The organism is Kitasatospora cineracea (genome assembly GCF_003751605.1).
GTDB classification, from domain to species: Bacteria; Actinomycetota; Actinomycetes; order Streptomycetales; family Streptomycetaceae; genus Kitasatospora; species Kitasatospora cineracea.
The window spans coordinates 1810596-1823089 of record NZ_RJVJ01000001.1; the positions used below are offsets into that span (position 1 = coordinate 1810596).

Genomic DNA, 12494 nt, shown 5'->3' on the forward strand with positions numbered 1-12494 from the left:
GGTCAGTCCAGGACCGGGTCCAGCCCGAGGGCCCGGTCCTGGGCGGCCTCCGCCTCGCGGCGCACCAGCCGGAACCACATGAACACCACGAACCCGGCGAAGACGAACCACTCCAGGGTGTAGCCCAGGTTCTGGAACGCCCGCAGGCTCAGCCCGTCCCCGCCCTCCGGCTGCACCGTGGGCACCGCCGTCAGCCCGGACGGGACGTCGTCGGCCGCGACCCAGCCGTCGTACACGGGGTACGGCAGCACGTTCACCAGCGTCGCCGGACTGATCGTGCCCAACTGCCCCGCGGGCAGGCCGCCCGCCACCGCGCCGCCGCTGCCGCTGTTCTCCGGGGCCTGCAGCCGGCCGGTCACGCCGACCTGCCCGGCCGGCACGTCCGGCGCCGCCCCCGGCTCGCCCGCCGCCCAGCCGCGCACCACGGCCACCGCCCGGCCGCCGTCGGTGATCAGCGGCGTCAGCACGTAGTAGCCCTGCTTGCCGTCCACCGTCCGGCCCGGCACCAGCAGCTGGTGCGCGCCGTCGTACGCGCCGGTGACGTGCACCGTCCGGCCGACGGTGTCGGTGCCGACCTTCGCCGCACCGTCCGGCAGCACCGCCGCCAGCGGCTGCGCGTCGGCCTGCGCGGACGCGGCCGCGGCCCGCCCGTTCTCCTGGTGGGTCGAGACCCGGGACTCGAAGCGGTCCAGCTGCCAGGTGCCCAGCATCAGGCAGACCACGATCGCCGCCACCGCGACGACCGTGCCGACGAGCCACCGCGGGCTGAGCAGGAACCGGTACACCCCACCACGGTAACCATTCCTGACATCCCCGATGAGCGCGGGTCGCCGACTCCCCGCCGCCGACCCCGTTCCCCGTCCTCTCCATTTCGGGATACTGTCCCTGATGTGAGAAACGACGACCTCCCGGGCGAGGAGGACCACCGCCTGGCCGCCCGCCTCGCCGCCCTGCGCACCGACCGCGGCTGGTCACTGGACGAACTCGCCCGCCGCAGCGGCATCAGCCGCTCCACGCTGTCCCGGCTGGAACGCGCCGAACTCAGCCCGACGGCCGCCCAGCTCGGCCGGCTCTGCTCCGCCCACGGCCGCACCGTCTCCCGGCTGCTGGCCGAGGTCGAGGCCGAACCGCCCGGCCTGCTGCGCGCCGCCGACCAGCCGCGCTGGCACGACCCGGCCACCGGCTTCGCCCGCCGCTCCGTCTCGCCCCCGCACCCCGGGCTGCGCGCCGAACTGGTCGAGGGCACCCTCCAGCCCGGCGCGGCCGTCCGCTACGACGCCCCGCCCGTCCCCGGCCTGGAACAGCACCTGTGGGTGCTGGACGGCGAACTGCACCTGGAACTCGACGGCACCGTGCACCACCTCGCCGCGGGCGACTGCCTCCGCTACCGCCTGCACGGCACCTCCGGCTTCCACTGCCCCGGCCCCCACCCCGCCCGCTACCTGATCGCCCTGGTGCTGCCATGACCCCGCCCCCGCTGCTGCTCACCCCCGAGGGCCTGGACGCCCGCCGCGACACCCTCGCCGACCTGCTGCTGGACGCGGTCGCCGACGGCGCCTCGGTCGGCTTCCTGGCCGGCACCACCCACGCCGAGGCCGCCGCCTGGTGGGACACCCTCCGCCCCTCCGTCGCCGACGGCACCCGCCTGCTCTGGGTCACCGAGGACCCCGCCGGCCGGGCCCTGGGCACCGTCTCCCTGCTCCGCGAACAGAAACCGAACGGCCGCCACCGCGCCGAGATCGCCAAACTCCTGGTCCACCGCACCGCCCGCGGCGCGGGCCTCGGCCGCCACCTGCTGACCCACGCCGAACAGGCCGCCCGCACCACCGGCACCACCCTCCTCCTGCTCGACACCCAGACCGGCAGCCCCGCCGAACACCTCTACCGCACCGCCCACTGGACCCCCTTCGGCACCGTCCCCGCCCACGCCGCCACCCCGGACGGCACCCTCGCCGACACCACCCACTACTACAAACACCTCGCCTGACCCCCCGACCCCTTTGCCCAGCCCGGGCCTCCTCCCCGCTGCCCGGCGGCCCCTGGTTCCCGCAGCCAGGGCCTCCCCGCCCCCGTCGGCCCCTGCCCCGGATCCCCCCGCCCCTTGCCCGCCAGGGCCTCTTCACCCGCCCCGGCCCGCCTCCCGACCCTTCCCCACCGCCCCACCCGATGGCAGAAAAGATGGGGTCCGTGTCCTTGCTGCCACCGCCCCCCGCCCGCCAGGCTGGGAACATGCCGACCCGCAGTGTGCTGATGGTCCTGTTCGACGGGGTGCAGAGCCTCGACGTCAGCGGCCCGCTGGAGGTGTTCCACGCGGGCGGCTACGCCGTCACCACCGCCTCGCCGGGCGGCCGCCCGGTGCGCACCAGCAGCGGTCTCACCCTGCTGCCCGACACCGATCTCGACCTGGCCGCCCCCGCGCACACCCTGCTGGTGCCGGGCGGTGCCGGCACCCGGGGAGCGGTCGACCCGGGGCTGTCGGACCGGATCGCCGTCCTCGCGGCCGAGGCCCGGCGGGTCGTCTCGGTCTGCACCGGCACCTTCCTGCTGGCCGCGGCCGGCCTGCTGGCGGGCCGCCGGGTCACCACGCACTGGCGGCACTGCGCGACGCTGGCCGCCCAGTACCCCGAACTGACCGTCGACCCGGAGCCGATCTACGTCCGGGACGGGCGGTTCCTGTCCTCGGCGGGCGTCACCGCGGGCATCGACCTGGCGCTGCACCTGGTCGAGGAGGACCTCGGCCGGGACGCCGCGCTGGCGATCGCCCGCGAGCTGGTGGTGTTCCTGCGCCGTCCCGGCGGCCAGGCCCAGTTCTCCGCGCAGCTGTCGGCGCAGCTCGCCGAGCGGGACCCGGTGCGCGAGGTGCAGCGCTGGATCACCGAGCACCCCGAGGACGACCTGTCGGTGGAGTCGCTGGCCCGCCGCGCCGCGCTGTCGCCGCGCCAGTTCGCCCGGGTCTTCACCGCGGACGTCGGCGTCACCCCGGGCCGCTACGTGGCCGGGGCCCGGCTGGAGGCGGCCCGCCGCCGACTGGAGGACACCCGGGACGGCGTCGAGCAGATCGCCCGGGCCTGCGGCTACGGCTCGGCCGAGGCGATGCGCCGGGCCTTCGCCCGCACCCTGGCCACCACCCCGGCCGACTACCGCCGCCGCACCCGCTGAGGCCCGCCGCCGCGGGCCGCGTTCACCGCTGCGCCCGGGCCGCGGTCATCATCACGAGCGGGCCGCGGTCACCACTGCGACCAGGGCACGGTCCAGCCGCTGAGGCCGTTGGAGGGGTCGAGCGGCTCCTGCTTGACGGAGTTCCGGACGATCACCACGTCGCCGATCTTCGAGGCGGCGTAGACCTTCCCGGCGGTCGAGTTCTCGTCGCCCTGCGGGGTGTCGACCATGCCGATGCAGCCGTGGCTGATGTTCGCCCGCCCGACCGACCCGGCGGCCTGCGGGTTGCCGTGCAGGTAGGTGCCGGAGGAGGTCAGGCGCATCGCGTGCGGTTCCATCGCCTCGTAGCCGGGGCCCTTGAGGTTGGTCTGGCCCTCGGAGGTCATCTTCTCCATCCGGCTCTTGGCCGAGATGGTCATGGTGCCGTTCCAGGAGGGGTTGTCGTTGGTGCCCGCGACGATCGGGATGGTCTGGTCGGGCTTGCCGTCCTCCTTGACCACCATCTGGTGGGTGCGGGCGTCGACCTCGCTGATCCGGGAGCGGGCGATGGTGAAGTGCTCGTCGCGCTGGGTCGCGCCGTACACGCCGGGCGCCAGTTCCACGCTCTTGGTGCGCAGGTGGACCTGCACGGTGGTGCCGGGCTTCCAGTACTCGGCGGGGCGCAGGTCGAGCCGGGTGTCGTTCTCGAACCAGTGCCCCTTGACCTGGGTGCCGTCCGAGGCTTCGACGACGACGGCCCGCTCGACCGCCTCCTTGTTCTTGACCTTCACGCCGAAGTCCACCGAGATGATCATGCCGACGCCGAAGCTGTCGCCGGTCACCACGTTGTCCTCGACCTTCGCGGTCCGCTTGGGGACGAGGGTGGTGAAGGTGCTGGTGGCGGTGGTGGCCACGCCGTCGGCGTCGGCGGCCTCGGCGTTCACCCGGTAGGTCGCGCCGACCGCGAGGCCGCCCGTGGCCGGGACCCAGCTGAGGCTGTCGGCGGCGATGGCGCCCTCGACCGGCCTGCCGTCCTGGTCGGTGACGGTGACCCCGGTCAGCTTGCCGGTCGCCACCGAGACCTTGACCGCGCCCGGGGCCACGTCCTGCGCGCCGTCCCCGGGCTCGATCGACAGCACGGCCGCGGACGCCTTCGGCGCCGCCGGGCTGCTCCCCCCGCCCCGGACCGGCCCGCCGGCGCCCGCGCCGCCCCCGGTGCCGCCGCCCCCGCACGCGGCCAGCAGCAGCACCCCGCCCAGTACCCCGCCCACCATCGAAATCCGTCGCACGACGGCCCCCTCCGTTCGGTCTTTCCGGAAGAGGTACACGCACGAAGGGGCGGCCGGGTTTCGGTCCTGGGCCCGGAGAAGTGTCACGATTCCGCACGGCCGCAGCGCGGTGTCCGGACGGGGTCAGCCCGCCCCGCCCGGACGCTGGAACTCCGGCTGGTCCAGCAGCCGCAGCCAGCTGCCGTCCGGCTGCTGCCGCACCACCTGGGCGCGGGCCCCGGCGCCGTCCTTCGGCGGGGTGGCGGTCAGCGCGATGCCGTCCGCGGCCAGCGTGGGCAGCGGCGGTTCGGGCGTGAACTGCGGCCGGTGGGCCAGCACCTGCTCCCACAGCTGCTGGATCGCGGCCCGGCCGACCGTGAACTGCCCCGGCGGGTAGGCCATCACGGCGTGCTCCTCGTACAGCGCGGCGACCCCGGCGGCGTCGCCCGCGTTGGAGCGCTCCACGAACAGCCGGGTCAGGTCCTCGGGCCGCATCGCCTTCTCGTACTCGCCCATCGTCGGCTCCTTCGCTCGTCGTCCTGCCCTGTGCCCTCCACCCTCCTCCCGCCCCGATCAGAAGTCCAACAGCTGGTTCTGCTCCATACTAGAATCATTACTCATGGAACTGAGGCAGCTGGAGTACTTCGTCGCGGTCGCCGAGGAGCGCAACTTCACCCGCGCCGCCGAGCGGGTGCACATCAGCCAGTCCGGGGTGAGCGCCCAGGTCCGGCAGCTGGAACGGGAGTTGGGCGCCGAGCTGTTCGACCGCTCGGCCCGCGCCGTGACCCTCACCGTCGCCGGGAAGGCCGCCCTGGAGCACGCCCGGCAGGCCCTGGCCGCCGCCCGCGCGGTCGAGCAGGCGGTCGGCGAGGTCACCGGCCTGGTCCGCGGCAGCCTGCGGCTGGGCATGGTCGCGGGCTGCACCCTCACCCCGCTCTTCGACGGCCTGGCCGCCTTCCACCGGGCCCACCCGGGCGTCGAACTCGCCCTGCTGGAGGACGACTCCGAGCACCTCACCGAAGCCGTCCGCACCGGCGCCCTCGACCTCGCCCTGATCGGCCGCCCCGCCCCCGCCCCCGAGGGCCTGGACGCGCACGTGGTGGTCGGCGAGCCGCTGGTCGCCGCCGTCCCGCCCGGCCACCCGCTGCTGGACGCCCCCGCCCCCGCCCTCGCCGACCTGCTCGCCCACCCGCTGATCTGCATGCCCCGCGGCACCGGCCTGCGCGCCGTCCTGGACCGCGACTGCGCCGCCCGCGGCCTCACCCCGCGCATCGCCCTGGAGGCCGGCGCCGCCGCCGCGATCGCCGACCTGGCCGCCCGCGGCCTCGGCGTGGCCGTGCTCAGCCGCTCGATGGCCGCGGCCTTCCCGGCCCTCACCCCCGTCCCGATCGCCGACCTGACCACCCCGGCGCTGCTCGCCCTGGTCAACCGCCCGTCCCCGCCCCCGGCCCTGGCCGCCCTGCTCTCCGCCCTGCGCCGGGCCTTCCACCTCCCGGCACCCCCGGCATGACGAAGGGCCGCCACCGGGCGGCCCTTCCCCGCCTCCCCGTTGCCTAGTTCACGAACGCCAGCTCGTGCGGCGTCCCGTTGAACCGCAGCCCGCCGTCCTCGGTGACGGTCACGATGTCCTCGATCCGGACGCCGAACCTCCCCGGCAGGTAGATCCCCGGCTCGATCGAGAAGCACATCCCGGGCACCAGCGGCCGGGTCTCGCCCTCGACCATGTACGGCGGCTCGTGCGTGGTGAGCCCGATGCCGTGGCCGACCCGGTGGATGAAGTACTCGCCGTACCCGCCGTCGGTGATCACCTTGCGGGCCACCCGGTCGATGTCCTGGCAGGTCACCCCGGGCGCGACGGCGTCGAACGCGGCCTGCTGGGCGCGCCGCACCAGGTCGTGCACGGCCAGCACCTCCTCCGGCGGCTCGGTGCCGACGAACACGGTCCGGGTGGTGTCGGAGCCGTAGCCGTCCTTCAGCCCGCCGAAGTCCAGCACCACGGTGTCGCCCTGCCGGATCAGCCGCTCCCCGGCCTCGTGGTGCGGGTTCGCCCCGTTCGGCCCCGAGCCGACCACGGTGAAGTCGACCTGGCTGTGCCCGTGCTTGATCAGCAGCGCGGCGAGGTCGGCGGCCACCTGGTTCTCGGTCCGCCCGACGAAGGGCATCCCCAGGATCTCCCCGTACGCCAGGTCCGCCGCCGCCCCGGCCGCGGCCAGCCGCTCCAGCTCGTCGTGGTCCTTCACCGCCCGCAGCATCGGCAGCACCGCCGTCAGCGCCGCGTACGAGCTGCCCGGCAGCGCCTGCTGCAGCCCGAGCAGGTGCATCGCCCAGGCGCTGTCGGAGATCCCGTACCGGCCGCCGCCGTCCAGGTTCGGCGCGAGCGCCGCGTACGGGTCGCTGCCGTCCGTCCAGTCGGCCATCCGGACGGCCTCCGCACCCGGCGCCTGCTCGGCGTCCGGGCGCTCCAACTTCGGTACCAGCAGCACCGGTTCGGCCCCCGCGGCGATCACCAGGGCGGTCAGCCGCTCGGTCGTCGCGGTGGGCTGGTAGCCCGTCAGGTAGGTCAGGTCGGGGCCGGGGGTGACGACCAGTCCGGCCAGGCCGGCGTCCGCGGCGGCGGTCGCGGCGCGGGCCATCCGGGCCTGGAAGTCGGCGGTGGTGAACGGCGCGGGCATGGGCTCCCTCTCGAATCGGCGGCGGTCGGCGGCGGTCGACGGCCGTCAGCGGTGGTGGGCGGCCGCGTAGTGGCGCAGGAACAGCGCCTCCACGGTGGCCATGTGCTCGATCTCGGACGGGTCCACGCTCTCGTTGGGCGCGTGGATCAGGCAGCGCGGCTCCTCCACGCCCATCAGGATGATCTCCGACTCCGGGTACTGCGCCGCCAGCACGTTGCACAGCGGGATCGACCCGCCCTGCCCGAGGAAGGACAGCGGCTTCCCGTAGACCTCCTGCGCGGCCGCGTCCAGCGCCGCGTACGCCCTGCCGTCGGTGGCGGCCCGGAACGGCGAGCCCTTCGACTCCGGCTCCACCGTGACCTGCGCGCCCCACGGCGCCGCGGCCACCAGGTGCGCGGTCAGCGCGTCCTGCGCGGTGCCCGGGTCCATGCCGGGCGGCACCCGCAGGCTGACCCGGGCCCGGGCGGTGCCGGGGATCGCCGCCGCCGAACCGACCACCGGCGCGCAGTCGATGCCCAGCACCGTCACCGCCGGGCGCGCCCACAGCCGGTCCGCGACCGTCCCCGACCCGGTCAGGCCCACGCCCTCCAGCACGCCCGCGTCCGCCCGGAACTGCTGCTCGTCGTACCCGACGCCCTCCCAGGTGCCGTCGTTGTCCAGCCCGTCGATCCGGGTCCCGCCCTCGGCGTCGCGCAGCGAGTCGAGGATCCGCACCAGTGCGGCCAGCGCGTCCGGGGCGGGGCCGCCGAACATCCCGGAGTGCATGTCCGACGCCAGCGTCCGCACCGTCACCACGACGTTCGCCAGGCCGCGCAGCGAGGTGGTCGCGGTCGGCACCCCGACCGCCGCGTTGCCGGTGTCGCAGACCAGCAGCACGTCCGCGTGCAGGTCCTCGGGGTGCTGCGGGACGTACGCCTCCAGGCCGCCGGTGCCCTGCTCCTCCGAGCCCTCGGCGACCAGCTTGATCCCCACCGGCAGGTCGTCGCCGAGCGCCCGCAGCGCGGTGAGGTGCATGACGATGTTGCCCTTGCAGTCCGCGGCGCCGCGCCCGTACCAGCGCCCGTCCCGCTCGGTCAGCTCGAACGGGGGCGTGGTCCAGGCGGCGTCGTCCAGCGGCGGCTGCACGTCGTAGTGGCAGTACAGCAGCACGGTCGGCGCGCCGGGCGGCGGCGGGCGGTGCCCGAGGACGGCGTGGCTGCCGTCCGGGGTCTCGGCCAGCCGGACGTCCCGCAGGCCCGCGCCGGTGAACGCGGCGGCCACCCACTCGGCGGCCTGCCGGCACTTCTCCGGCGGCTGCTGCCGCGGGTCGGCGACCGAGGGGATGGCGACCAGCTCGGCCAGGTCCCGCTCGGCCTGCGGCATCAACGCCGCGACACGGGCGGCGAGTTCGGTGTCGGTGCTCATGGGCGCTCCTCGGCGGTGATCATCGTTCCCCCTCAACTCCTGACCGTGTCATCGGTCTTGATGTCCTTGATCCTGTCCTGGTAGTCGTCCAGCTGGTCGGGGCAGTAGACGCTGAGCACCAGCGCCTCCGCCTGCACCGTCCGGGCGGCGACGATGACCGGCCGCTGCCCGGGCCCGGCGGCCCCGTTCGACATCTGCACCCGCTGCAGCCCGGTCCTCAGCGCGCTCGCCGGGTCCGCGCACACCGGCCCGCCGTCCGTCCCCAGCGTCCGGGCCACCTGGCCCCGGTCCGGCGCCGGGTAGCCGTCCGCCTGGAGCTTGGAGATCAGCTCGTCCGCCTTCCGGTACGACTCGTTGGTGGCGTGCTGCTGGGTGAACGTCAGCAGGCCGACCACCACCATGGCGACCAGCACCACGATCGCCCCGACGTAGATCCACCTGTGCTCGGAGGCCATCCGGGTGCTCATGCGCAGCCCCTGGTGGCCCGCTCGCTCCTGCTGGTCCGCTCGCTCCTGCTGGTCCGCTCGCTCACGCCGCCTCCTCCTCGATGGCCGCGGCCGCCGCGGGGTCGCGCCACTCGGGCTTGCTGGCCTTCAGGAAACCGAACGGGATGACCACGCCGAGCAGCAGCAGACCGCCGCCGACGATCCCGATGTACGCCCAGATGCTGCCGTTGCCGAACTGCGAGGACGGCACGAACCCGATCACCATCGCCGCCGCCGACGCCAGCAGGCCCACCACGCACAGCACCCCCAGCGCCGGGGCGCGGTAGCCGCGCGGGTGGTCCGGCTGGAGCTTCCGCAGCCGCATCGCGGCCACGAACATCAGCAGGTAGACGATCAGGTACACCTGCGTGGTGATCACCGAGAAGATCCAGTACACGCTGGAGACGTTCGGGATCAGCGCGTACATCAGCGCGATCGCCGTGGTCACCACGCCCTGCGCGACCAGGATGTTCTGCTGCACCCCGTGGCTGTTCAGCTTCTGCAGCGACGGCGGCAGGTAGCCCTCCTGCCGGGAGATCATCAGCAGGCCCTTCGACGGGCCTGCCAGCCAGGTCAGCATGCCGCCCAGCGAGGCCGCGACCAGGCCCACCGCGATCAGCGGCGTCAGCCACCCGATGTGGAAGTACTGGAAGAACGCGTCGAACGCCTGCATCACGCCCGCCGTCAGCGACAGCTGGTCGGCCGGCACCACCCAGCTGATCGCCAGCGCCGGCAGGATGAAGATCAGCAGCACCATGCCGACCGCCAGGAACATCGACCGCGGGAACTCCTTGCCCGGGTTCTTCAGCGAGGAGACGTGCACCGCGTTCATCTCCATGCCCGAGTAGCTCAGGAAGTTGTTGACGATCAGCACCAGGCTCGCCAGGCCCGTCCAGGCCGGCAGCAGGTGGTCCGCCGTCATCGGCGCCGCCGAGTCGTTGCCCTGCCCCAGGAACACGAAGCCCAGCACCACCAGCAGCGCGCCCGGGATCAGCGTCCCGATGATCAGCCCCCAGGACGCCAGGCCCGCCACCGCGTTCGTCCCGCGCGCGGACACCCACACGCCGGTCCAGTACAGCACCATGATCACGATCGCCGTGTACAGCCCGTTGCTGGCCAGCCTCGGATCCACCACGTACGCGATCGTGCTCGCCACGTACGCCAGCAGACTCGGGTAGTAGAAGATCGTCATGGCGAACTGGCACCACACCGCCAGGAACCCCAACGGCTTCGACAGCCCCTGGGCCACCCAGTTGTACACGCCGCCTTCCCACCCCGACGCCAGCTCCGCCGAGACCAGCGCCGTCGGCAGCAGGAACACGATCGCCGGCACCACGTACAGGAACACGCACGCCAGCCCGTACACCGCCATCGTCGGCGACGACCGCAGACTGGCCACCGAACTGGTCGTCATCAGCGCCAGCGTCACCCAGGTCATCCTGGGCGCCGCCACCGCCTTCACCTTCCCCGCCGCCACCGCCGCCGCCGACGACCCCTCCGGACTCGGCACCTCCGCCGTGCTCATCCACCACCACCTCCCGACAGCCCCGCCCACCGGAGCCCACCCCCCACCCTCAGCCCCCCACCCCCACCCCGCATCCGATAACCCGTCACCCCCGTCCCGCCCCTCACCGGAACAGCCCAACGCCCCACCTGACGCCCCCTCACCCGCGTCCGCCCCCCTCCCGGACGGCCGACGAAAAACAGCTGGGGCCGGTGACTCTTGCGAGTCACCGGCCCCAGCTGGTGTTACGAAGTCGGGGTAGCGGGATTTGAACCCACGGCCTCTTCGTCCCGAACGAAGCGCGCTACCAAGCTGCGCTATACCCCGGTCCTGCGTTGTTGCCTTCCGTGTCCGGCGCAACGAGTAGAACTCTACAGGAGGTGGGGCCAGAGACGAAATCCGGTTTCGGGGCTGGTCAGCGCGGGGTGGGGGTGAGGGTGAGGAGGGTGGCTTCGGGGGGGCAGGCGAAGCGGACGGGGGTGTAGCGGTTGGTGCCGCAGCCGGCGGAGACGTGGAGGTGGGAGCGGTGGCCGGCGGCGGTGTGGGTGGAGAGGCCCTTGACGCGGTCGGCGTCGAGGTCGCAGTTGGTGACGAGGGCGCCGTAGAAGGGGATGCAGAGCTGGCCGCCGTGGGTGTGGCCGGCCAGGATCAGGGGGTAGCCGTCGGCGGTGAAGGCGTCGAGGGTGCGGAGGTAGGGGGCGTGGACGACGGCGAGGGAGAGGTCGGCGTCGGGGGAGGGGCCGCCGGCGACGGCGGCGTAGCGGTCGTGGCGGATGTGCGGGTCGTCGAGGCCGGTGAACTCGATGTCGAGGCCGGCGACGGCGAGGCGGCCGCGGGCGTTGTTGAGGTCGAGCCAGCCGGCCTGGTCGAAGCCGTCGCGGAGTTTCTGCCAGGGGTTGTGGACGGCGCCGGTGATGCCGCGGCGGCCGGTGCCGTCGGGGTTGTTGAGGCCGTGGACGCCGCTGCGGAGGGCCTTGAGGTAGCGGGTGGGGCTCTTGCGGGCGGGGCCGTAGTAGTCGTTGGAGCCGAAGACGTAGACGCCGGGGAAGTCCATCAGCGGTCCGAGGGCGTCCAGGACGGCGGGGACCGCGAGCGGGTCGGAGAGGTTGTCGCCGGTGTTGACGACCAGGTCGGGGCGGAGGCCGGCGAGGCTCTTCAGCCAGCGCTGCTTCTTGGCCTGGCCGTTGACCATGTGGATGTCGGAGACCTGGAGGATCCGGACCGGTCGGGCGCCGGCGGGCAGGATCGGGACCTCGACGCGGCGCAGGCGGAACGAGCGGACCTCGTACCCGGCGGCGTAGACGAGACAGGCGGCGCCGGTGGCGGCGACACCGAGCGGGACGGAGTACAGCGGTCGCATCGGTCCATGGTCGCAGACGGGTCGAACGGGCCGACGGCGGCCCGGGGTCGGGAGGCGCTGACGGGGCGTCAGGGGCGGGGCGGGAGGTAAAGGAGCGGCGTCGGGGCGGGGCAGGTGCCAGAATCGGCGGCATGACGACGCTCAAGGAGCAGCTGCAGGAGGACCTCACGGCTGCGATCAAGGCACGGGACGAGCTGCGCTCGTCCACCCTCCGGCTGACGCTGTCCGCGGTCACCAGCGCGGAGGTGGCGGGCAAGCAGAAGAAGGAGCTGTCCGACGCCGAGGTGCTGCAGGTGATCGGCAAGGAGGCGAAGAAGCGCCGGGAGGCCGCGGACGCGTTCGAGGGCGCGGGCCGGGCCGACCAGGCCGCCCGGGAGCGCTCCGAGGGCGAGGTGCTGGACGCCTACCTGCCGAAGCAGCTGACGGACGAGGAGCTGGCCGCGGTGGTGGCCGCCGCGGTGGCGGAGTCCGGGGCGAGCGGGCCGCAGGGCATGGGCGCGGTGATGAAGCTGGTGCGTCCGCAGGTGGAGGGCAAGGCGGACGGCGGCCGGGTGGCCGCCGCGGTGAAGGCCGCGCTGGCCGGCTGAGGACCGACGCGGGGCCGACAGGGGCCGACAGGGACCGGCACCGAGCCGACAGGAACCGGCCGGGAGCGGCCGGAAC

13 protein-coding genes and 1 tRNA gene are annotated in these 12494 nt (G+C 74.0%); 5 read left to right on the top strand and 9 right to left on the bottom strand.

Annotated features, from left to right (window positions below):
- Positions 1-2: 2 nt before the first annotated feature.
- Positions 3-785 (bottom strand): SURF1 family protein, encoded by a 783-nt coding sequence (locus EDD39_RS08280; RefSeq protein ID WP_123554423.1) that lies wholly within the window; start codon positions 783-785, stop codon positions 3-5.
- A gap of 105 nt (positions 786-890) precedes the next feature.
- Here EDD39_RS08280 and EDD39_RS08285 point away from each other — a divergent pair, with 105 nt between their 5' ends.
- From EDD39_RS08285 to EDD39_RS08295, 3 genes are all read left to right on the top strand, one after another.
- Positions 891-1466 (top strand): helix-turn-helix domain-containing protein, encoded by a 576-nt coding sequence (locus EDD39_RS08285; RefSeq protein WP_123554425.1) that lies wholly within the window; start codon positions 891-893, stop codon positions 1464-1466.
- Positions 1463-1987: a GNAT family N-acetyltransferase gene (locus EDD39_RS08290; protein WP_123554427.1), complete on the top strand. Its 525-nt coding sequence runs from the start codon at positions 1463-1465 to the stop codon at positions 1985-1987. The genes EDD39_RS08285 and EDD39_RS08290 overlap by 4 nt, the downstream gene beginning before the upstream one ends.
- A 242-nt stretch (positions 1988-2229) precedes the next feature.
- Complete coding sequence (locus EDD39_RS08295; RefSeq protein WP_123554429.1) at positions 2230-3159, top strand: GlxA family transcriptional regulator; 930 nt, start codon at positions 2230-2232, stop codon at positions 3157-3159.
- Between the two features lie 68 nt (positions 3160-3227).
- Here the strand turns inward: EDD39_RS08295 and EDD39_RS08300 are convergent, their stop codons facing one another.
- Entirely contained in the window at positions 3228-4427 is a 1200-nt protein-coding gene (locus EDD39_RS08300) for a L,D-transpeptidase (RefSeq protein WP_123818006.1), read from the bottom strand.
- A 123-nt stretch (positions 4428-4550) separates the two neighbouring features.
- Complete coding sequence (locus EDD39_RS08305) at positions 4551-4922, bottom strand: YybH family protein (protein ID WP_030463221.1); 372 nt, start codon at positions 4920-4922, stop codon at positions 4551-4553.
- A gap of 103 nt (positions 4923-5025) precedes the next feature.
- On the opposite strand from EDD39_RS08305, the gene EDD39_RS08310 reads away from it, so the two are divergent.
- Positions 5026-5916, top strand: a complete 891-nt coding sequence (locus EDD39_RS08310; RefSeq protein ID WP_123554433.1) for a LysR family transcriptional regulator — start codon at positions 5026-5028, stop codon at positions 5914-5916.
- A 43-nt stretch (positions 5917-5959) separates the two neighbouring features.
- Here EDD39_RS08310 and EDD39_RS08315 read toward each other — a convergent pair whose 3' ends face one another.
- The 6 genes from EDD39_RS08315 to EDD39_RS08345 form a co-directional block, all read right to left on the bottom strand.
- Positions 5960-7078, bottom strand: a complete 1119-nt coding sequence (locus EDD39_RS08315; protein ID WP_123554435.1) for an aminopeptidase P family protein — start codon at positions 7076-7078, stop codon at positions 5960-5962.
- A 45-nt stretch (positions 7079-7123) separates the two neighbouring features.
- On the bottom strand, positions 7124-8482 hold the full coding sequence (locus EDD39_RS08320) for a dipeptidase (protein WP_123554437.1): 1359 nt from the start codon (positions 8480-8482) through the stop codon (positions 7124-7126).
- 32 nt (positions 8483-8514) lie between these two features.
- Positions 8515-8949: a hypothetical protein gene (locus EDD39_RS08325; protein ID WP_123554439.1), complete on the bottom strand. Its 435-nt coding sequence runs from the start codon at positions 8947-8949 to the stop codon at positions 8515-8517.
- Between the two features lie 61 nt (positions 8950-9010).
- Positions 9011-10492 carry a glutamate/gamma-aminobutyrate antiporter GadC gene (gadC, locus tag EDD39_RS08330; RefSeq protein WP_123554441.1) on the bottom strand — a complete coding sequence of 494 codons (1482 nt, stop codon included), beginning with the start codon at positions 10490-10492 and terminating at the stop codon, positions 9011-9013.
- Between the two features lie 232 nt (positions 10493-10724).
- Positions 10725-10798, bottom strand: a tRNA-Pro gene (locus tag EDD39_RS08340).
- Between the two features lie 88 nt (positions 10799-10886).
- Positions 10887-11831, bottom strand: a complete 945-nt coding sequence (locus EDD39_RS08345; protein WP_123554443.1) for a metallophosphoesterase — start codon at positions 11829-11831, stop codon at positions 10887-10889.
- Between the two features lie 131 nt (positions 11832-11962).
- On the opposite strand from EDD39_RS08345, the gene EDD39_RS08350 reads away from it, so the two are divergent.
- A complete protein-coding gene (locus EDD39_RS08350) occupies positions 11963-12418 on the top strand; it encodes a GatB/YqeY domain-containing protein (protein ID WP_123554446.1) in 456 nt (151 codons plus the stop codon).
- Positions 12419-12494 lie beyond the last annotated feature (76 nt).

What these genes read in the sequence shown, in the direction of transcription:
- EDD39_RS08325 (WP_123554439.1), bottom strand. Translation starts at nt 8,949, where the DNA reads ATGAGCACCCGGATGGCCTCCGAGCACAGGTGGATCTACGTCGGGGCG.
- EDD39_RS08295 (WP_123554429.1), top strand. Translation starts at nt 2,230, where the DNA reads ATGCCGACCCGCAGTGTGCTGATGGTCCTGTTCGACGGGGTGCAGAGC.
- EDD39_RS08350 (WP_123554446.1), top strand. Translation starts at nt 11,963, where the DNA reads ATGACGACGCTCAAGGAGCAGCTGCAGGAGGACCTCACGGCTGCGATC.
- EDD39_RS08305 (WP_030463221.1), bottom strand. Translation starts at nt 4,922, where the DNA reads ATGGGCGAGTACGAGAAGGCGATGCGGCCCGAGGACCTGACCCGGCTG.
- EDD39_RS08290 (WP_123554427.1), top strand. Translation starts at nt 1,463, where the DNA reads ATGACCCCGCCCCCGCTGCTGCTCACCCCCGAGGGCCTGGACGCCCGC.
- gadC (WP_123554441.1), bottom strand. Translation starts at nt 10,492, where the DNA reads ATGAGCACGGCGGAGGTGCCGAGTCCGGAGGGGTCGTCGGCGGCGGCG.
- EDD39_RS08345 (WP_123554443.1), bottom strand. Translation starts at nt 11,831, where the DNA reads ATGCGACCGCTGTACTCCGTCCCGCTCGGTGTCGCCGCCACCGGCGCC.
- EDD39_RS08310 (WP_123554433.1), top strand. Translation starts at nt 5,026, where the DNA reads ATGGAACTGAGGCAGCTGGAGTACTTCGTCGCGGTCGCCGAGGAGCGC.
- EDD39_RS08320 (WP_123554437.1), bottom strand. Translation starts at nt 8,482, where the DNA reads ATGAGCACCGACACCGAACTCGCCGCCCGTGTCGCGGCGTTGATGCCG.
- EDD39_RS08315 (WP_123554435.1), bottom strand. Translation starts at nt 7,078, where the DNA reads ATGCCCGCGCCGTTCACCACCGCCGACTTCCAGGCCCGGATGGCCCGC.